The 18,626-nt window shown below is 69.2% G+C and carries 17 protein-coding genes and 1 pseudogene; 6 read left to right on the top strand and 12 right to left on the bottom strand.

The genetic code is table 11. From position 1 onward, the window contains the following. Nucleotides 1-394 precede the first annotated feature (394 nt). From BLR21_RS12775 to BLR21_RS12760, 4 genes are read left to right on the top strand one after another with little or no spacing between them, the layout of a single operon-like run. Complete coding sequence (locus BLR21_RS12775; protein WP_090006079.1) at nucleotides 395-1,123, top strand: SDR family NAD(P)-dependent oxidoreductase; 729 nt, start codon at nucleotides 395-397, stop codon at nucleotides 1,121-1,123. After that, nucleotides 1,102-1,911 (top strand): DUF998 domain-containing protein, encoded by an 810-nt coding sequence (locus BLR21_RS12770; RefSeq protein ID WP_256334653.1) that lies wholly within the window; start codon nucleotides 1,102-1,104, stop codon nucleotides 1,909-1,911. The genes BLR21_RS12775 and BLR21_RS12770 overlap by 22 nt, the downstream gene beginning before the upstream one ends. After that, entirely contained in the window at nucleotides 1,836-2,246 is a 411-nt protein-coding gene (locus BLR21_RS12765) for a type III secretion system chaperone family protein (protein ID WP_090006017.1), read from the top strand. Before BLR21_RS12770 ends, BLR21_RS12765 begins: the two co-directional genes overlap by 76 nt. Then, nucleotides 2,246-2,812 carry a TIGR03086 family metal-binding protein gene (locus BLR21_RS12760; protein WP_090006016.1) on the top strand — a complete coding sequence of 189 codons (567 nt, stop codon included), beginning with the start codon at nucleotides 2,246-2,248 and terminating at the stop codon, nucleotides 2,810-2,812. Before BLR21_RS12765 ends, BLR21_RS12760 begins: the two co-directional genes overlap by 1 nt. A gap of 343 nt (nucleotides 2,813-3,155) precedes the next feature. On the opposite strand, the gene BLR21_RS12750 is transcribed toward BLR21_RS12760, so the two are convergent. From BLR21_RS12750 to BLR21_RS12735, 4 genes are read right to left on the bottom strand one after another with little or no spacing between them, the layout of a single operon-like run. Continuing rightward, on the bottom strand, nucleotides 3,156-3,854 hold the full coding sequence (locus BLR21_RS12750) for a class I SAM-dependent DNA methyltransferase (RefSeq protein ID WP_090006014.1): 699 nt from the start codon (nucleotides 3,852-3,854) through the stop codon (nucleotides 3,156-3,158). Then, nucleotides 3,847-4,515, bottom strand: coding sequence for a DUF3800 domain-containing protein (locus BLR21_RS12745; protein ID WP_090006013.1), 669 nt, complete (start codon nucleotides 4,513-4,515; stop codon nucleotides 3,847-3,849). Before BLR21_RS12745 ends, BLR21_RS12750 begins: the two co-directional genes overlap by 8 nt. Continuing rightward, the gene (locus tag BLR21_RS12740) at nucleotides 4,515-6,128 is read right to left on the bottom strand and encodes a vWA domain-containing protein (protein ID WP_090006012.1); all 1,614 of its coding nucleotides are present in this window, start codon (nucleotides 6,126-6,128) and stop codon (nucleotides 4,515-4,517) included. Before BLR21_RS12740 ends, BLR21_RS12745 begins: the two co-directional genes overlap by 1 nt. Continuing rightward, nucleotides 6,125-7,186 carry an ATP-binding protein gene (locus BLR21_RS12735; protein WP_090006011.1) on the bottom strand — a complete coding sequence of 354 codons (1,062 nt, stop codon included), beginning with the start codon at nucleotides 7,184-7,186 and terminating at the stop codon, nucleotides 6,125-6,127. Before BLR21_RS12735 ends, BLR21_RS12740 begins: the two co-directional genes overlap by 4 nt. 155 nt (nucleotides 7,187-7,341) lie before the next feature. On the opposite strand from BLR21_RS12735, the gene BLR21_RS44405 reads away from it, so the two are divergent. Beyond that, nucleotides 7,342-9,027, top strand: coding sequence for a cellulase family glycosylhydrolase (locus tag BLR21_RS44405; RefSeq protein WP_276526491.1), 1,686 nt, complete (start codon nucleotides 7,342-7,344; stop codon nucleotides 9,025-9,027). Nucleotides 9,028-9,070: 43 nt separating this feature from the next. On the opposite strand, the gene BLR21_RS12725 is transcribed toward BLR21_RS44405, so the two are convergent. From BLR21_RS12725 to BLR21_RS12715, 3 genes are all read right to left on the bottom strand, one after another. Then, entirely contained in the window at nucleotides 9,071-10,549 is a 1,479-nt protein-coding gene (locus BLR21_RS12725; RefSeq protein WP_090006010.1) for a glutamate-cysteine ligase family protein, read from the bottom strand. An 82-nt stretch (nucleotides 10,550-10,631) separates the two neighbouring features. Beyond that, nucleotides 10,632-11,276, bottom strand: a complete 645-nt coding sequence (locus BLR21_RS12720; RefSeq protein WP_090006009.1) for a 4'-phosphopantetheinyl transferase family protein — start codon at nucleotides 11,274-11,276, stop codon at nucleotides 10,632-10,634. After that, the gene (locus tag BLR21_RS12715) at nucleotides 11,277-12,095 is read right to left on the bottom strand and encodes a metallophosphoesterase family protein (protein WP_090006008.1); all 819 of its coding nucleotides are present in this window, start codon (nucleotides 12,093-12,095) and stop codon (nucleotides 11,277-11,279) included. A 684-nt stretch (nucleotides 12,096-12,779) separates the two neighbouring features. Here BLR21_RS12715 and BLR21_RS43735 point away from each other — a divergent pair. Then, a pseudogene (locus BLR21_RS43735) lies at nucleotides 12,780-13,169 on the top strand (transposase); the annotation flags it as partial. A gap of 449 nt (nucleotides 13,170-13,618) precedes the next feature. On the opposite strand, the gene BLR21_RS12705 reads toward BLR21_RS43735, so the two are convergent. From BLR21_RS12705 to BLR21_RS12685, 5 genes are all read right to left on the bottom strand, one after another. Further along, nucleotides 13,619-14,794: a sensor histidine kinase gene (locus tag BLR21_RS12705; RefSeq protein ID WP_090006006.1), complete on the bottom strand. Its 1,176-nt coding sequence runs from the start codon at nucleotides 14,792-14,794 to the stop codon at nucleotides 13,619-13,621. A gap of 14 nt (nucleotides 14,795-14,808) precedes the next feature. Next, complete coding sequence (locus BLR21_RS12700; protein ID WP_090006005.1) at nucleotides 14,809-16,551, bottom strand: sodium/solute symporter; 1,743 nt, start codon at nucleotides 16,549-16,551, stop codon at nucleotides 14,809-14,811. After that, complete coding sequence (locus BLR21_RS12695; RefSeq protein ID WP_090006004.1) at nucleotides 16,548-16,949, bottom strand: hypothetical protein; 402 nt, start codon at nucleotides 16,947-16,949, stop codon at nucleotides 16,548-16,550. Before BLR21_RS12695 ends, BLR21_RS12700 begins: the two co-directional genes overlap by 4 nt. Then, nucleotides 16,946-17,851, bottom strand: a complete 906-nt coding sequence (locus BLR21_RS12690; protein WP_090006003.1) for a LytR/AlgR family response regulator transcription factor — start codon at nucleotides 17,849-17,851, stop codon at nucleotides 16,946-16,948. The genes BLR21_RS12695 and BLR21_RS12690 overlap by 4 nt, the downstream gene beginning before the upstream one ends. A 349-nt stretch (nucleotides 17,852-18,200) precedes the next feature. Next, on the bottom strand, nucleotides 18,201-18,488 hold the full coding sequence (locus tag BLR21_RS12685; RefSeq protein ID WP_090006002.1) for a hypothetical protein: 288 nt from the start codon (nucleotides 18,486-18,488) through the stop codon (nucleotides 18,201-18,203). Between the last annotated feature and the right edge of the window lie 138 nt (nucleotides 18,489-18,626).

Below are 18,626 nucleotides of genomic sequence, written 5' to 3'. Positions count from 1 at the left end.
GATCTGCTTACCCGGCACACCATCCGCGCACGCCAGCACGATCCTGCACCGCTGCGCCAGCACCTGCGACGACTTCGCCCGCCGCGCCCACCGCTGCAGCGTCTCCCGCTCCTGCTCGGTCAACGTCACCTCAGCAGGAGGACGTCCAATCCGCGCCATCAACCCAGACTAGACTTATCTGGCGGATTTCAGGCGCAGGACACTAGTGGCGCGACCCGGAACGTCGGCGAGGTAATCCACGCTCAGCAGGGCACCTCGCGCCGCCGCCCCCACGCCCCCGTACAACCAGTACGACGACGTGGGGGCGACACCACGATGCACCCGTCTGACCCCGAATTCCCCCGGCAACGTTCCGGGCCACACCACTAGCCTCGACGCCATGACCGGCGAGCCGATGAACCTCAACGGGAAGACCGCAGTCATCTACGGCGGTGCGGGCAGCGTGGGCGGCGCGATCGCCGCCGCGTTCACCGAGGCGGGCGCCAGTGTGCATCTGGCCGGCCGCACGGAGGCGACGCTCAAGGCCAGGGCCGCCGAGCTCGGCGCCGAGTACGCCGTGGTCGACGCGCTGGACGAGCAGGCGGTGGACCGGCACGCCGCCGCGTTCGAGCGGATCGACATCTCCGTCAACGTCACCACCGACAACGACGTGCAGGGCACGCCGATGGTCGAGATGAGCGTCGAGGACTACCTCAGTCCCGTCGTGTCGGCGGTCCGGTCCAAGTTCCTCACGGCGAGTGCAGCCGCCCGGCACATGATCAGGCAGCGCTCCGGCGTCATCCTGTTCTTCGGCGGCACCGGTGAGGCGTCGGCGCACCGGAAGTGGCAGCTGGGCGGTCTGCTCGCGGCGTTCGACGCGGTGGAGTCGATGCGGCGCCAGCTCGCGGCCGAGCTTGGGCCGCACGGCGTCCGGGTGGTGACCCTGCAGACCGGCGGCATCCCCGAGTCGGTTCCGCCGGAGCATCGGGCACCGATCGAGGAGGACATCGTCGGCGACACGCTGCTCGGGCGGGCGGCGACGCTCGAGGACGTGGGGCGGGCGGCGGTGTTCGCGGCCTCGGACTGGGGTCGCACGATCACGGGAGCGCAGGTCAACATCACGTGCGGGAGCGTCTTCGGCTGATCCTGTCGAGTTCCTGGGTGCAACCTGTCGGGTTCCTGAACCCAGGAACCCCGCGCGTTCGCCGGGACGTTGTCCGTTATGTGCTCATACCTCGTCTGGCCGCCATCGGCGGTTCGTTCGCTGTCGTCGCGACGATCGCCATGGTCGGTCTGCTGGACCTGACCGTGGGTCCGCTGCACCGCACCATCAGCGAGTACGCGCTGGGCGACTACCGCCCGGTGTTCGACGTCTCCGTGCTGCTGCTGGCCGCCGGGTCGCTCGCGATCCTCGGCGTGCTGGCGCACAAGGGGCTGACGCGGTGGTGGTCCGGCGGCTCGATCGCGCTCGCGCTGTGGTCGGCCGGCCTGTTCCTCGTGGTGGTGTTCCCGAAGACGAACTGGGCGATGGGCACCAACGAGCTCAGCGGCAGCATTCACCGGTTCGGCAGCATGCTGGCGTTCGTCAGCCTGCCGATCGCCGTCATCCTGCTCGCGCGCCCGTGGCTCAGGGACCACGTGTGGGGTAAGCACGCGAGGTGGACGATGGCGTCCGGTTTGTTGAGCGTTGTCGCATTCATGCCGATCTTGTACGCCATTGTGCTGGGCATGGTTTCCGACGTCCGGTGGTGGCGCGTGTTCCCGTTGGGCTACATAGAAAGGATCTTGCTCATCGCCGAGGTGGGCGCTGTGCTCGTCGTAGGGCTGTGGGCTGTCGCGGCAAGTAGGGTTGCGCCATGGCGAGTTGGGGAGACCTCGCGGATTACGTCCGCGCCGAGTACGACGTCATCCACGACGAGGGTGAGGAGCTGAGGATCCTCTTCACCTTCGGGGACGTGGAGGAGGACGAGGACGACCGCACGCAGGTCGTGATCATCGTCCGGGAAGTGCTCGACAAGATGCACGAGTGGGTGCAGATCGCGTCCCCGTGCGGGTTGGTCAAGGACGTGGACCTTCAGGCGGTGCTGACGGAGGTCGGCAACTCGACCGTCGCGTGCGGCCTCGCGATCATGGGGGATCACGTCGTGGTGCGGCACTCGCTGCCGCTCAAGGACCTCGACATCCACGAGTTCACCGACCCGCTCCAGTTGCTCGCCGGTACCGCGGACACGTTGGAAGAGCAGTTCTGGGGAGGCGACGGCTACTGATGTTCGATCTGACTCCTGCGGCGGACCGGCTCGCGGGTCTGGTGCGCAACGTGACGGACGGCGACCTGTTGGCGCCGACCCCGTGCCCGAGCTACACGGTCGGCGACCTGCTCGACCACGTCGGCGGCCTGTCGGTCGCGTTCACGATGGCGGCGCTGAAGACCCCGCTGGAGGGCGCGGCCTCCGGCGACGCGTCCCGGCTGCCGCTCGACTTCCGCGAGTCGATCCCGCGACGGCTGGCCGAGCTCGCGACGGCCTGGCGTGCGCCGGAGGCCTGGGAGGGCATGACCCGCGCGGGTGGCGTCGACCTGCCCGGCGAGGTCGCGGCAGCCGTGGCGCTGGACGAGATCGTGCTGCACGGCTGGGATCTCGCGAAGGCGACCGGGCAGCCGTTCGAGGTCGACGAGGACCTGCTCCAGGTCGTCCACGGCTTCGTCTCGGAGATCGGTCCGGACGATCGGGACGGCTCGCTCTTCGGAGCCGCGGTGGAGGTCGGCTCGAACGCGCCTCTGCTCGACCGTGTCCTGGGACTCAGTGGGCGCGATCCTGGGTGGAGCCTAGGTTAGGCTCTCCTAACGTGAGAGCCATTACGGTGCAGGTTCGGGCAGGGCTGGGCGTGGGACGTCTGGCCGCCGCCATGGAGTCCCTGGTGGAACTGCATCCTGAGCTGTGTCGTTCCGGCTTCGCGCACCACGAGGTCGCGGATCCCGCCGCCGCCACCCCCGCGGCCCTCGCGGAGGCGGAGGCGGGGCTCGACCTGGGGACCGGCGTCCTGATGCACCTCGTGTGGCTCGACGCCGGGCCCGTGCAGCACCGGCCGGATCGTGCTGGTGCTGCACGACATCGTGGCCGACCGATTGCCCAGGATCCTGCCGTGGCTGGTGCGGGCCTGGAAGCAGCCGGTGCTGGTCAGCTGACCTTGCGCGCCAGGAACACGTGCTCCCGGCCCGGCCGGTCCGGCGCGTCCCGCACGTCGACGACCTCGAACCCGCAGCGCACCAGGCTGTGCGTGACCTCGGCGCGGGACCGGAACCGCAGCGTCGAGTCCGAGGTGATCACGGAGCCGTCCGGGAAACCGTAGGTGTGGCGGAACGACACGAACGGCAGGCTCACGTCGAGCAGGTCGAACTGCTCGCGCACGCCGACCAGCACCCGTGGCTTCACCCGCGCCCAGTCCTCCCAGGCCCGTTCCTCCGGCCGCCGCGTCTCGAACGCGAAGTGCCCGCCGGGCCGCAGCGCGCCGTGCACACCCCGCAGCGTGGCCTCCCAGTCGTCGCCCAGGAACACCTGTGCGACGTTCCCGGTCATCGTCGCGAGGTCCACCGACAGCTGGGGCAACGTGGTGGCGTCGCCGTGGATCCAGGTGACCCTGGAGTCCTTGGCGCGAGCGATCTCCAGTGAGGCCAGCGCCGGATCCACCCCGATGACCGTCCGGCCGGATGAGGCGAGCAACACAGCCAGACTTCCCGTTCCGCACCCGACGTCGAGCACGCTCCTCGCCTCGACCTCGGCCGCGATCCCGAGATATAAGTCCAGGTCGAGACGAGGCCCGTCGAAGGCGTCGTAGATTTTTGCCAACCGTGGGTCGGCGAATATGGCGTCAGGCATTCCACATCGTAGGCCCGACGACGAACGGCATCAGCAACTCGATCACCTCTCGGTCCGGCTTTCCGTTCAGTTCCTCCTCCGCGACCCGTCGCGCGATGCCGGCCAGGAAGTCCGCCACCTGCACCCGGGCGTCGTCCTGCGAGTCGACCAGCGTCAGGCTTTCCAGCCGTGGAGCCAGTTCCCTGAGCTGCCGGATCCGCCCGTCGGTCAGCGAAAGCTGCTGGTCATGCACGATCGACACCGGCCCGTCCCACTGCGCCACGGCCCGCAGGATCGCCGGGAACAACGGGTCGAGCGCCCCGCGCGGGCCACGGGCGCGCAGCAGGTCGTTGTACGGCTCCAGGGGCCCGGTCACCGAGCCGAACTCCGCCCGCACCCGCGAGGCCAGGTACCGCCGCTTGTCGAGCAGTTGCACACGGGCGCGACCGGCCAGCGGACCGTCCTGGCCGAGGAACCACAGCAGCACCCAGCGGTTCTTCGTCCGCAGCAGGTGGTTCGCCTTGTATTCCAAGGCAGGTGACCTGATCATCTGGCGCAGTGACTCGACGCACGCCGCAGCCTCGGCCACGGACAACGAGACCCCGGCGTGCGCGAAGACCGCCGTGACCCCGCCGACGAGCTTCTCGCCCTCGGACCCCGACTCGTCACAGGCGATCTCCATCAGGACATCCGGAACACGGGGCCACGCGCGCGGAACGGCAGATGCGCGCCCGCCGGAATGAGGAACGCGTGCTCGCGCCGGATCCGCAGCACGTCGCACCACCCGTCGGTGATCACCAGGACCGGGCCGCCCGAGGGGAAGTCGTCCGCGCGTTCGAGCAGGTCGATGCCGGGCTGCAGCACCGTGCCGCCGCGCCCCCGCACCGTCACCCGTCCCGCGATGTCCTCGACGGGCACATATCCGGCGTCATATGCCATCGCGTCACAGAAAACCACGCGTGCGGCGGGCACGTCACGTGCCGCGGCGTAGGAGGCGATCGCGCCCAGTGCCTTGCCCAGCAGCTTGGGGTCCATCGAGCCGGACGTGTCGAGCACGACGCCGAAGGTCGGCCGCGACTCCAGCGACTCCGGCCGCACCCAGCCCGGCCGCGGAATGTCCGGAGTGGACGCTTGCCGCCGCGACGCACGCGCGTAGGTGCGCCGTTTCTCCACGGCTGGAACGAATTCCTCGAACCACCGCGCCAGCTGGGCGTCCCACGACAACGGCGGGTGCTCCAGCGCCCGGATCTCCTCGACCAGTCCGGCGGGCAGGAGTCCGCGCGACGACGTGTGGTAGCTCAGGCCGGTCAGCAGCGCACGCCGGTAGAACTCGTCCAGATCCGTTACATCGGCGGGCCCGCGCAACGGTTCACCGAGCAGATCGCCCTGGTGATTGCCTCGCAGCGTCAGCAGCTTCCGGTACCGCCGCAGGTCCACGGCGATCCGGTCGTACACCGACTCCGCCGACAGGCCACGCAGCTCCGGGTCGTGCAGCACGCCCTCCGGTGCCGAGCCGACGCCCATCTCGACCAGCCAGCCGTTCACCACGAAGTCGGCGGCGATGTTCCACAGGTACGGATCCCGCCCGCCGACGCGGTCGCAGTGGCGCAGCGCGGCGTGCAGCATCTCGTGCGCGAGCACGAACCGCCACTCCTGCCTGGTCAAGCCGGCCAACGGGTTCACGTAGATCTCGGCGGAGGCCGTGGACACCGCCGCGATCGAGATGTCCCAGCCCCGCGCCAGTTCCGCGTCCGCCACCACCTTCATCGTCGACGCCAGCGCGCCCAGCAGCGGATAGTTCGACACGAACCAGCCCAGCGCGAGGTCCCACTCGGTCCTGATCGGCCGCGAGTCGGACAACGACGACCGCGCGCCGCCCGCCACGTCGATCGCGGCCACGGCGGCGTTGGACAGGCCGGAGGCGAACCGCGCGGCCCACTTCTCCGGGTCCTCGGCTGGTCCACCCCGCACGCAGCGGCCCGGCTCCCACGAGAACGGGCGGGTGCCGAGCCGGATCGCGGGCTGGAAGTCCAGCACGTCGTCGCAGGACGCCGTACCGAACCCCAGATGCAGCAGGCAATGCGCGAACACCCACACCCACTCGGCCTCGCTCGCCTTGCGCGTCGGATGCGCGCGCAGCGACCCGTCCAGCGAGATGTCCGCCCACGGGTGGTCGGAGTTCCGGCTCTCGTAGCTGCTCAACGGTGCGAACAGCGGATGCAGGCGGATCTGCGCGCGTGCGGCCTCGAAGTCCAGCGCGGCCTGGTCGGCGAAAGCCTTCCTGCGCTTGCTCATGCGCGTGCCGCGACCAGCCGGGGCAGATCGCGGGTGACCTCGACGAGGAACCACGCGGGCAGCACCGGGTTGCCGTCGTCGTCGGCCGCGATCACCATCTGCGCGATCTCCAGCGACAGCTCCGCCAGCTCCAGCAGCAACGCCTTGCCCCGGTGCGCGAGCTGCTTGCCCGCCGCCGGCGCGTGCGCCTTGTCGTGCGGCAGCTCCTTCACCAGCCGCGCGCGGAACGCCTCTCCCAGGAAGTAGAGCAGGTCGCGGTCCTGGGGCGCCGACGGCCAGCGGACGTCCCCGCGCAGCACGGCCTCCAGCCCGAACGCGTTGCGCACGGTCTTCACGTACGCCTTGAACATCGACGCGTGGTTCGCGGTGACCGTGCCGAACGCCAGCACCCCGAGCAGGTCCTCGGAGATGTCGTCGCCGAACGAGTGCAGCGCGTCGGAGAGCATGTGCCAGCCACGCGGCGTGGAGAACGTCTCCTCGACCTTCGGCGCCGCGCTCCACAGGTGGTCCGGGCGCTGCGTCAGGTACTCCAGCACCCACGGGTGGATGTTGCTCTCACGCGCCCATGCCAGCCAATCGCGCGCGGACGCCGTGAGGTGCACGTGGATCATGCGGTTCACGAGTGCGGACGCCATCGGGCGCGCCAGGGCGTTGTCGACCGCCCGGTTACCGGCGCCGATCACGATCGAGCCCTTCGGGAGCTCGTAGGAGCCGATCCGGCGGTCGAGGATCAGCGAGTAGAACGCCTTCTGCACCTCGGGGGAGCTGGCGTTCAGCTCGTCGAGGAACAGGCAGTAGGGGTCCTGCCGCGCGATGGACTCCGGCGGGGCGAACCGGGATCGGCCACCGACCAGTTCCGGAACTCCGATGAGGTCCTCCGGCGCGAGCTGCGTGCCGAGCAGCGTGACGCACTCGAGGCCCAGCTCGGTGGCGAACTTGCGGACGAGTGAGGACTTGCCGATACCCGGTGCTCCCCAGAGGAAGACCGGCCGGACGACGGCGACGTGCAGCAGCACCTCCGGGAGCTGTGCTGGTGTCACGGTGACTGTGGATCGCATCAGGTGATCGAGGATGCCAAACCCGGCCAGTTCGGTCGCCCGAATTTGTTGACACGAGTAGTGGTCTAGTGCTGTGATTCAGCCACAACTGTTAGGAAACCTTCTTAACTAAAGCGCCGCCGCGCCCTGTAGTTCCCCTTGCACAGGAGGCACCTGTGGCCAGATCCCTGTTCATGGTCGTCCCGGCAGCGTTGACGCTCGCCGTGGTCCCGGCCGTCGCGGTCGCCGCCCCGGTCCAGTACCAGGCGGAGAGCGCCTCGATCTCCAACGGTCTCGTCGAGTCCAACCACGCCGGCTTCACCGGTTCGGGCTTCGTCAACTACGACAACGAGGTCGGCAGCTCGGTCGAGTTCACCGTGACCGCTGCCAGTGCCGGCCCGGCGACGCTCACCTTCCGGTTCGCCAACGGCCAGACGGCCACCCGCCCGATGGACATCTCGGTGAACGGCTCGCTCGCAGTGGGCGCTTTCCCGTTCCCGAGTACGGGTGCGTGGACGTCCTGGACGACCCGCAGCACCACGGTGAACCTCAACGCGGGCACCAACAAGATCAGAACCGTGGCGACGACGTACAACGGCGGCCCGAACCTGGACCGCGTCGACGTCGACGCCCAGACGGGCACGCCGGACACCGTCGCCCCGTCGGTCCCCGGCAGCCTGCGCTCGACCGGCACCACGGCGTCCTCGGTGTCGCTGGCGTGGAACGCGTCCACCGACAACGTGGGCGTGACCGGATACGTGCTGTCCAACGGGCAGACCGCGTCCGGCACCACGCACACGGTCTCCGGCCTCACGCCGGACACCGCGTACACCTTCACCGTGCGGGCGCGTGACGCGGCGGGCAACCTGTCCGGAGCGTCGAACTCCATCTCGGTGCGCACCCAGCCGGGCACGCCCGGCGGCACCAGGCCGCACGACATCAACGGCCTGCTGCGCGTGTGCGGTGTGCAGCTCTGCAACCAGTACGGCAACCCGATCCAGCTGCGGGGCATGAGCACGCACGGCATCCAGTGGTACCACCAGTGCTCCAAGTCCCAGTGGTGGGACGCGCTGGTGAACGACTGGAAGGCGGACTTCATCCGCGTCGCCATGTACATCCAGGAGGACGGTTACGAGACCGACCCCCGCAAGTTCACCGACATGATGCACGGGTACATCGAGGAAGCCACGCGCCGTGGCATCTACGTCCTCGTGGACTGGCACCAGCTCTCGCCCGGTGACCCGAACTACAACCTGTCGCGCGCCAAGACGTTCTTCACGGAGATCGCCAACCGGCACAAGGACAAGACCAACATCATCTACGACATCGCCAACGAGCCGAACGGCACGTCGTGGTCGCGGGTCAAGTCCTACGCCGAGCAGATGATCCCGGTCATCCGCAACATCGACCCGGACAGCCTCATCGTCTCCGGCACGAACGGCTGGTCGACGTTCGGCCACTCCGACGGCGACTCGCCGTCCGAGGTGCTGAACAACAGGGTCAACGCGACCAACTTCATGTACTCGTTCCACTTCTACGCCCAGGCCCACAAGGACGCGTACCTCAGCGTCCTGGACCAGGTGTCGAGCCAGGTCCCGGTCTTCGTGACCGAGTTCGGCACGCAGGCCGCGTCCGGTGGTGGGTCGAACGACTTCACCATGTCGCAGAAGTACATCGACCTGATGGCCCGCAAGAAGATCTCGTGGGCCAACTGGAACTTCTCCGACGACGGCCTGACGGGTGCGGTGTTCAAGACGGGTACCTGCTCGGGTACCACGTTCGCGGGCACCAGCGTCCTGAAGCCGGCCGGTGTCTGGGTGCGTGAGCGCATCAGGACGCCGGACAACTTCCCGACGTCCTGATCAATTGAACGGGGGTGGCCGCTGTGCGGCTGCCCCCGTTCTCTTACGTCAGCGGCCAGGTGTGCACGGGTTCGTTGGCGTGCATCAGGTCCACATAGGTCCGCAGCATCGTGCGCAGCGCGTCCGCCCGGTCCAGGTGCGTGTGGTCGTAGTGCCGGTGGAACTCCCGCGCCTGCCAGGTGGCGCCGTTCACGCCGCTCAGGCACCGCTGCTCGATGACGCCCAGTAAACGATCACGCTCCGACGACTCGACGCCCCACCGGATCAGGCCCTCGTGCGCGAGCGGCAGCAACCGGCGCAGCACCAGTTCGACCACCGGCACCGTGCCGACGCCGGGCCAGTACATCTGCGCGTCCATGCCGTTGCGCGAGGCGGCGTTGAAGTTCTCCTCGGCCGCCTGGAAGCTCATCTGAGACCACAGTGGACGTTCGTCCTCGGCCAGTGCGCGCACCAGGCCGAAGTACAGCGCCGCGTTGGCCAGGGTGTCCACGATGGTCGGCCCGGCGGGCAGCACGCGGTTCTCGACGCGCAGGTGCGGACGGTCGCGCACCACGTCGTACACGGGCCGGTTCCAGCGGTAGATGGTGCCGTTGTGCAGCTTCAGCTCGCTCAGCGTGGGCGTGTCGCCCTTGTCGAGCACCGCCAGCGGGTCCTCGTCGTCGGTGATGGGCAGCAGCGCGGGGAAGTAGCGGACGTTCTCCTCGAACAGGTCGAAGATCGAGTTGATCCACCGCTCGCCGAACCACACGCGCGGCCGCACGCCCTGGGCCTTGAGCTCGTCGCCGCGGGTGTCGGTGGCCTGCTGGAACAACGCGATGCGGGTCTCGCGCCACAGTTCCTTGCCGAGGAAGAACGGCGAGTTCGCGCCGACCGCGACCTGCACGCCCGCGATGGCCTGGGCGGCGTTCCAGTAGGCGGGGAACTGCTCCGGGCTGACCTGCAGGTGCAGTTGCGTGCTCGTGCAGGCGGCCTCGGGGACGATCGAGCTTGCCGTGAGGTGCAGGCGCTCGACGCCGTCGATGGAAATCTGCAGGTCCTCGCCCCGCGCGGCCAGCACCTGCTCGTTGAGCAACGCGTAGCGCGGGTTGCTGGAGAGCAGGTCCGGCGAGATGTCCTTGGTGCGCAGGGTCGGCAGGATGCCGTTGATGACCATGTGCGCGCCGACCTCACGCGCCTTCTGCTCGGCATCGTTGAGGCTGCGGCGGACGGTCTCCTCGAACGCGGTGATGCCGCCGCCCGCGAGCCGGCGCGGGGCCACGTTGATCTCGATGTTCCACTGGCCCAGTTCGGTCACGAAGTCCGGGTCGTCGATGACCTGCAGCGCCTCGTGGTTCTTCATCGCCGGGTCGGCGTTCTCGTCGATGAGGTTGATCTCGATCTCGAGACCGGTCATCGGCCTCTCGAAGTCGAAGCGTGCCTCACGCAGCATCCGGGCGAACACGTCGAGGCAACGCCGCACCTTGGTGCGGTACCGCGTTCGGTCCTCGCGCGTGAACTCGTGCTTCGCGACGTCCTCGCCCATGGTGGCCTCCCGGCGGTCGAGGGTTCACCCCACCACTGTGCACCATGGTTGATCAATCCGACACTCGTGTGTCTTGTTCCGGTCAAACGCGCGCGGGCACGGCTATGGCGGTGACGAGGAGGTCGCCCTGCACGAGCCAGCGGCCGTCGAACCCGGCGATCGGGGAGTCGGGCAGCAGGATGCGCGAGTGGAATGTGCCGCCGGCGTCGAGCGTGATGTCCGCGTCCTCGAAGCCGAGCCAGCGCCGGGTGAGAGGGAACCACGCCTTGTAGGTGGTCTCCTTGGCGCTGAACAGCAACCGGTCCCAGCAGATCTTCGGGTCGCCGGCCTTCAGGCCCGCCATCCGGCCGAGCTCGGCCGGGATCGCGATCGCGCCCAGCACCCCGTCCGGCGCGGGCAGGTGCGGTTCGGCGTCGATGCCGATCGTCTCGAAGTCGCTCGTCCGCGCGAGTGCCGCGGCCCGGTAGCCCGCGCAGTGCGTGAGGCTGCCGACGACGCCGTCCGGCCACAGCGGCTCGCGCTTCGGGCCCGGCAGGATCGCGGCGGGCGCGACGTCCAGGACCCGCATGGCCTCGCGGGCGCAGGCGCGGACCGTGCCGAACTCGAACCGGCGCTTGGGCACGGCGTTGCCGAGCTGCGCCTCCTCCTCGGGGAAGAGCTCGACCGGCTCGTCGTCGTCGTACCGCTCCACCACCGCGATGGGCGGGGGAAACAACTGCTCCAGCACTTATGACTCCCGCAGCACGTCGTGCAGCTTCACCTGGGTGGTGCCGCGTGGTTTCCACTCGCGCGGGTAGCCGAGCGAGACCTCGTCGAAGCGCACGCCGTCGTAGTGCGTCGTGCGGGGGATGTGCAGGTGGCCGTAGACCATCTCGACCGCGTTGAACCTGCGGTGCCAGTCTGCGGTCAGCGTCGTGCCGCACCAGAGCGCGAACTCGGGGTAGCGCAGCACGAACGTGGGGTCGCGGACGAGCGGATAGTGGTTGATCAGCACGGTCGGCCCGCTGATCCGGGCGAGCCGCTCCTCGGTCTCCCGCACGCGCGCCTCGCACCACGCCTCGCGGGACGGGTACGGGTCAGGGTGCAGGAAGTACTCGTCCGTGCACACGACGCCCGCCTCGGTTGCGATGGCGAGGGCCGACTCCACGTCCGTGGCGCCCTGCGGCCGGAAGGAGTAGTCGTAACCCAGGAAGAGGGGACAGACAGTCACCGGACCCTGGGGGCCGTCGAACGTGACGTACGGGTCCTCGGGCGTGATCACGTCGAGGCTGCGGCACAGCTCCACGAGCTGCTTGTAGCGCACCTCGCCGCGGGACTGGTTGGCATCGTCCTTGGTGGTCCAGAGCTCGTGGTTGCCCGGCGACCAGATCACCCGCGCGAACTTCGGGCGGAGCGTCCGCAGCGTCCATTCGATGGAGTCGAACTTCTCCGCGATGTCCCCGGCGATGATCAGCCAGTCAGCCGGGTCCGGCGGGGCGATCGCCGCCACGACGTCGCGGTTGTCCTGGTAGGAGACGTGCAGGTCGCTGGTGGCCAAAAGCTTCACGCCTCGACGTTATCCGGGCGTCAACGAGGGGATCAACAGCGCCCGATGGCGGGGTTGCGCGCCACCCGATCGTGAGAGCGGTACCACGACCGGTTATCCGTTCGTCGCAGACAGTGCACCACTCGTCTCAACAGGACGAGCCGCGCATCGCCACGGCACAGCCGCTCATCGCCTTTTATGGCCTACGTACTTACCTGTTTTCGGGCCGCCTTCCTACTGTGAGCGCTGTCACCTGACGGAAAAGTCCTGGCGGAGGACCACACCATGACCGACTCACAGTTCGCTCGCACCCCGGACCCGCGGCTCGCGCGGCAGGTCCCGCCCCGCCAGGTGCCAGGGCGCCCCGTCGTCCCACCGCGCCAGGTCCCACCGCGCCCGGCGGCAGTGGGCCAAATCCCACCGCGCCAGGTTCCGCCGCGCCAGGCGGCCGTGGGTCAGGCGGCAGTGGGCCAGGCCCCGGTCCGCTACGGCCAGCCGGTGGACCCGCGCAACCCGTCGTTCCGCCGCACGGTAGGCGCCGAGATCACGCGCCACGCCCAGCAACACCAGGCCTACGCCGTCCCCCAGCGCCGCACCCCGGCCGAGGACACGGCCCTGGCCACCCTGCTCCGCTCCCGCCAGCGCGCAGAGTCCGCCCGCCAGGACCCGCGCCCCGCCGACCTGACGCCGCGCCCCGACCCGTGGATGCGCACGTGGCCTTCGGAGCAGGAACCCGGTCGTGGTGACGTCATCGAGCAGCTGTCGTCCCGCCTGGTGTCGGCGAACCTGTGGGCCGTGGTGGAGCCGCTGATCCCGCCGGCCAAGGTGCGCCGGCAGGGGGGTGGGCGTGGGCGGGTGTGCAACCGGTCGGTGTTCACCGCGATCGTGTTCGTGCTGTCGTCCGGGTGTGCTTGGCGGCATTTGCCGGCTTCGTTCGGGGTTACGGTGCCTACCGTGCATCGGCGGTTCCAGGAGTGGACCGATTTGGGGTTGTGGGTTCGGCTTCGTCGTGCTGCGGCTGAGGGGGCCTTTGGGGCGGACGAGTTGGATTGGGTTCGGGCTGTTTTGGACGCTGCGGATCGTCGGGCCGCCAAGGCTGCCGGCTGAGGTTTTCGGCTTCGCCGGAGTCACCCTGCGGAAGGGTGGCTCCGGCGTTTTGTTTTTGGGGTGGGCCGTGCGGGTCGGCTTGCGTTGGTTTGTCGCGTTCCAGCGGGGTGGTCGCCTGCCGTGCGGGCGGTCGCCTTGCCTGGGTGGCTGGGCGGGCAGTACCGGGTCGGTGCCGGTCATCGCCGCTGCGCGTCGATAGCGATTGGGGCTTGACCTTGAGCCTCTGGCGGGATGCTTGACGGCCGGAAAAGGCCGGGCTGAAAAGCGCCCGGCCGTGCCCATGAGGGGAGCATCCCGCCCACTCAAGGTCAAGCCCCAATCGCCGGGCTGGTTGCGTCATCACCGCTTCACCAGAGCGAAGAGGTTCACACGCCTCGGCTCCGCCATCGCCGTGGGCGGCAGGGTGGCCCGGTGTGGCATGTCCGTGGTGCGTGCGGTCACATGCCGTTGATGCCTGCGTGGTACTTGGGCACCCGGACGGTGATCTTCGTGCCCAGCCCGCAGGCGGTTTCGACGACCAGGCCGTACTCGTCGCCGTAGACGCGGCGGAGTCGTTCGTCGATGTTGCCCAGGCCTATTCCGGCGGACTCGTCCACGTGGCCCGCGAGGGTGCGGCGGAGCTTCTCCGGGTCCATGCCTATGCCGTCGTCCTCGATCGTGATGTGGGCCTCGGCGCCGCCGTCGTTCGCGTAGATCTGGATGTGGCCCGGCTCTACCTTGCCCTCCATGCCGTGGCGGACGGCGTTTTCGACGAGGGGTTGCAGGCAGAGGAACGGGACTGTCACCGGGAGCACCTCGGGGGCCACCTGCAGGGTCACCTTCAGGCGTTCGCCGAAGCGGGCTCGTTCGAGGGCCAGGTACTGGTCGATCGAGCGGAGTTCTTCGGCGAGGGTGGTGAAGTCGCCGTGGCGGCGGAAGGAGTAGCGGGTGAAGTCCGCGAAGTCGAGGAGCAGGGTTCGGGCTCGTTCCGGGTTGGTGCGGACGTAGGAGGCGATGGCGGAGAGCGAGTTGTAGATGAAGTGCGGGGAGATCTGGGCTCGCAGGGCGCGCACCTCCGCTTCCACCAGGCGGGTTCGGGAGCGGTCCAGTTCGGCCAGTTCCAGTTGGCCCGCCGCCCAGCGGGCTACCTGGTTCGTCGCGCGGACCAGGCCCGCTGAGGCTTCGCGGGAGTAGGCGGCCAGGGTGCCCACTACGCGGCCCTCGACGGTCAGGGGGGCTACTACGGCGCAGTTGATCGGGCAGTTCGGTTCGGTGCAGCTTATGTCGAACGCCTGGGTGCGGCCGGTCAGGAAGACGTCCTCGGCCTGGGTCATGGCGTCGGCCGCGTGGTGGTCGGAGACGCCTTCCCACGCGACGACCTCCGTTTCGTCGGTCAGTGCCAGCGCGGGTGTGTCCAGCAACGTTCGCAGGTGCCGGGCCGACTTCTTCGCCGCGTCCGGGACCAGGCCCGCGCGTAGCGGGGGTGCGGCGGACCATGCCGTGTGGAGGGTTTCGTAGGTGACGCGCTGGGCCTCGGTCGAGAGCGACTGCTTGTTGCGCGTGCCCCGCCACAGGACGAGGACGGCCGCTCCGCCGACGATCAGGATCGCGGCTGCGGTGAGGAAGTCGTGCATGGGCGCGTCACCTTCTAGCTTCGCTCTTCGGCCGAGGAGGAACCGGAGCCGTCCAGCCCGAGGTTCTCGGGCGCGTGGAGCCTGACCATCGTGCGCTGCACTCCCGAAGGCAGGTACCGCGGGGTGAGCAGCGAGACGACGTACATCACGGTGAAACCGAGCGGGACCGTCCACGCGGCGGGGCGCGAGAGCAGGATCTCGTACCAGGCGTCGCCGGTGTCGGTGAACATCGTGACGAGACCCGCGGTCAGCGCCGGCACGCCGCCCGCGAGCATGCCCGCGATGGCGCCGGCCTTGGTGATGCGGCTCGACCAGATGCCCAGCATCAGCAACGGGCACAACGAGGACGCCGCCACCGCGAACGCCAGCCCGACCATGTCCGCGACGGGCATGCCGGTGGAGATGAACGTCATCGCCAGCGGCACGATGCCCGCGAGCACCGTGGAGATCCGGAAACCGCGCACGCCGCCAAGGCGCAGCACGTCCTGCGAGAGCACGCCCGCCAGCGACACCACCAGGCCCGACGACGTGGAGAGGAACGCCGCGAAGGCGCCACCCGCCACCAGCGCGCCGAGCAGCTGGCCGCCGATGCCTTCGATCATCCGCGTCGGCAGCACCAGCACCACGGCGTCGGTCTGGCCGGTCATCAGCAGTTCCGGTGTGTACAGGCGGCCCAGGGCGCCGTACATCGGTGGCATCAGGTAGAAGACGGACAGCAGGCCCAGCACGATCAACGTCGTGCGGCGCGCGGCGGTGCCGTTCGGGTTCGTGTAGAAACGCACGATCACGTGCGGCAGGCCCATGGTGCCGAGGAAGGTCGCGATGATGAGCGAATATGCGCCGTACAACGGGAAGTCCTGGCCGCTCGACATCGGCAGCGACCACATCTCGTTGGTGTTGTGCTCCATTGTGGACAGATGCGGGACCGCCGCGTCCTTCGGGAACGTGAACTCCGAGCCCTGCCCGATGCGGTGGTAGCCCTCGGTCAGCACCACAACGGTGTTCTCCACGCGTGCGCCGTCGATCTCGCCGGTGCCCCTGATGGAGATGAACTCGTCGGCGTGGATCGAGGTCGGGCGCTGGAAGGTGACCTCGGTGTCCTGCCGGAAGACCGGGTACTCGGGCTTGGTCAGCGACTCGGAACCGTGCATCTGCCACGCCACGATCAGGAACACGATCGGCACGGTGATCGCGGTGAGCTTGAGCCAGTACTGGAACGCCTGCACGAACGTGATCGACCGCATCCCGCCCGACATCACGTTCGCGGTCACGACCATCGTGACGATCAGCGCGCCCACCCAGTCCGGCGCGCCCGTCACCGTGTTCAGCGTCAGGCCCGCGCCCTCCAGCTGGGGCAGCAGGTACAGCCAGCCGATCGCCAGCGCCAGGATCGACGCGACCGCGCGCACGCCGCGGGACCGGAAGCGGGCCTCGGCGAAGTCGGGCAGCGTGTAGGCGCCGGAACGCCGCAGTGGCGCCGCGACCATCGTCAGCAGCACGAGGTACCCGGCGGTGTAGCCGACCGGGAACCACAGCATGTCCGGCCCGTAGGCGAAGATCAGCCCGGCGATGCCGACGAACGACGCGGCGGAGAGGTACTCGCCGCCGATCGCCGAGGCGTTCCACCACGGCGAGACGGTGCGCGAGGCGACGTAGAAGTCGGACGTGGTGCGGGAGACGCGCAGTCCGTAGGTGCCGACCAGGATCGTGCCCAGGGCGACGACCACCACCGCCACGATGGCGTAACCACTCGTCATGGACGTTCGACCAGCTCCGCGAACTCGCGTTCACTGCGCTCGGCCTGCCGCACGTAGAACCAGCCGGCCAGCAGCAGCATCGGGCACGTCGCCACGCACAGCAGGAACCACGGCAGCCCGAGCCCGAGGATCCGGAACCTGCCGAGCTCCGGGTCGATCGCGAACAGCAGCGGCAGCACGGCCAGCGCCCCGGTCGCCACCAGGCACACCGACAGGCCCAGCCGCCGTTGCGCCCGGATCAGCGTGCGCATGTAGACGGCGCCGAGCTCGCTCTGCTCGTTGATCTCGCGCGTGCCCGAGTACGGACGGCGCGCGCGAGGTGCCCGCGTGCGCGGGCTCGTCACCACCACACGCTGGGTCGGCTTCTCCACCGGCCTGCGGGGTGGCGGCGTCGTCACGACCCGAGCCCGTTCCTCGGTTGCAGGACACCGGCGGGCTGACCCGCGCCTGGCGTGGGACGGGCGCGGCGGACCAGCAGCTGCCGCAGGTGGCGGGCGTGCCGGCGGCTGACCGGCAGCACCGCGCCGCCGATCGTGACGCTCAGGTGCCCGTCCTCCAGCCGCATTTCGTCGATGTGGCCGAGCGACACCAGGTGGCTGCGGTGGATGCGGACGAACCCCGCGCTGCGCCAGCGCTCCTCCAGGCCGTTCAACGCCGCGCGCACCAGGCCGCTGCCGGTCGCGGTGTGCAGGCGGGCGTAGTCGCCGTGCGCCTCCACGTACCGGATGTCGGCGAGGCGGATGAACCGGGTGACGCCACCGAGCTCGACGGGGATGACCTCGTCGCCCATCTCCGGCGGCGTGGAGTTCGTGGGCTGCGTGGGTGCCGAGGTGGCCGATTCGGTGGCGGTCTTCGAGTCCCAGACCTCGTGCACGATGCGGTGCACGGACTCCGCGAGCCGTTCCTGGCGCACGGGCTTGAGGAGATAGTCGAGCGCCTTGAGTTCGAACGCCTCCACGGCCGGCTGCTGGTGCGCCGTCACGAACACGACGGGCGGCGGCTGTGCAAACCGCGAGAGCACGCGGGCGAGGTCGAGACCGTCGAGCCCCGGCATGCGGATGTCGAGGAACACCGCGTCCAACGGCTGCCCGGCGTCCATCGCGCGGTGCAGCACGCGCAGCGCCTTGGTGGCGTCGGTGACCGCTTCCACGTGCGCGATGCGCGGATCGGAGCGCAACAGGTACGTGAGGTCTTCCAGCGCGGGTGCCTCGTCGTCGACGGCGAGCACCCGCAGCGAGCGCTCGAGGCTGCCACGTCGATCCGGCCCCTCGCAGATGGGGCAGGGCAGACCTGAGGTCATTCGAGATCGAGTCCAAACTGTGTACGGCCGATCCTCACGTGGCGGCGATTAGACCATGCTCGGTCGTCGCGCGCCTGGTGAGCCGAGGGCGTCGGATACGCGATCATGCCCCCTCACGGAGGGTGGCCCGCCGCGGGGGTCCGGTTGCACAGCGTGTGCACGACGAGTACTCCCTCGCACCCCTGAAACCCCGAACGGGCGCATCATCCGCCAGTGGGAGGACGTGCGGAAACCCTCCGATCGGGTGTGTCTCGGGCAGGACTATCACGCAGTGTGCAGTTGCCTGGTCAGGCCTGCCACGCGGTTTTGTCAGCGACCGAGCGGCTTTCCGGTGCAGAGGAAGGAGGTCTCACGGCTGCCGGATCGCGCGGGGCTGGGCCGCCAGCGCGTCACCGAGCGTGATCTCCAGCTCGATGAACGACTCCTCGGCGCGACGGGCGGCGACGCTCACGGAAGCGGCGGCGGCCGGGCCGATCAGCCTGCGGGTGGGCGCGCGCAGCGCCTGGATCGCCTCGGACCACTGGTTCGAGAGCTTCGCCAGACCGCTCAGCGTGTCCACGAGCTGCTCGGTGGTGTCCGGCGGTGACGCGACGATCTCCGCCAGCCGGTCGCGCAAGGCGTCCAGTGCCGGGTCCACGGATTCCTCCAGACGTGCTGCGCCAGAAATTTCCCCCACCGGGCAACACCATATCCCGACCGTTGTGGTCAGGCGCAATGATATTGCCCGTGCTCCGGCCGCACGGTCAATTGTCCGCGCATTCCGTCTCAACAGGCG

The sequence above is a fragment of the Lentzea albidocapillata subsp. violacea genome (genome assembly GCF_900100275.1).
GTDB classification, from domain to species: Bacteria; Actinomycetota; Actinomycetes; order Mycobacteriales; family Pseudonocardiaceae; genus Lentzea; species Lentzea violacea.
This window is presented reverse-complemented; position numbering and strand designations above follow the sequence as displayed.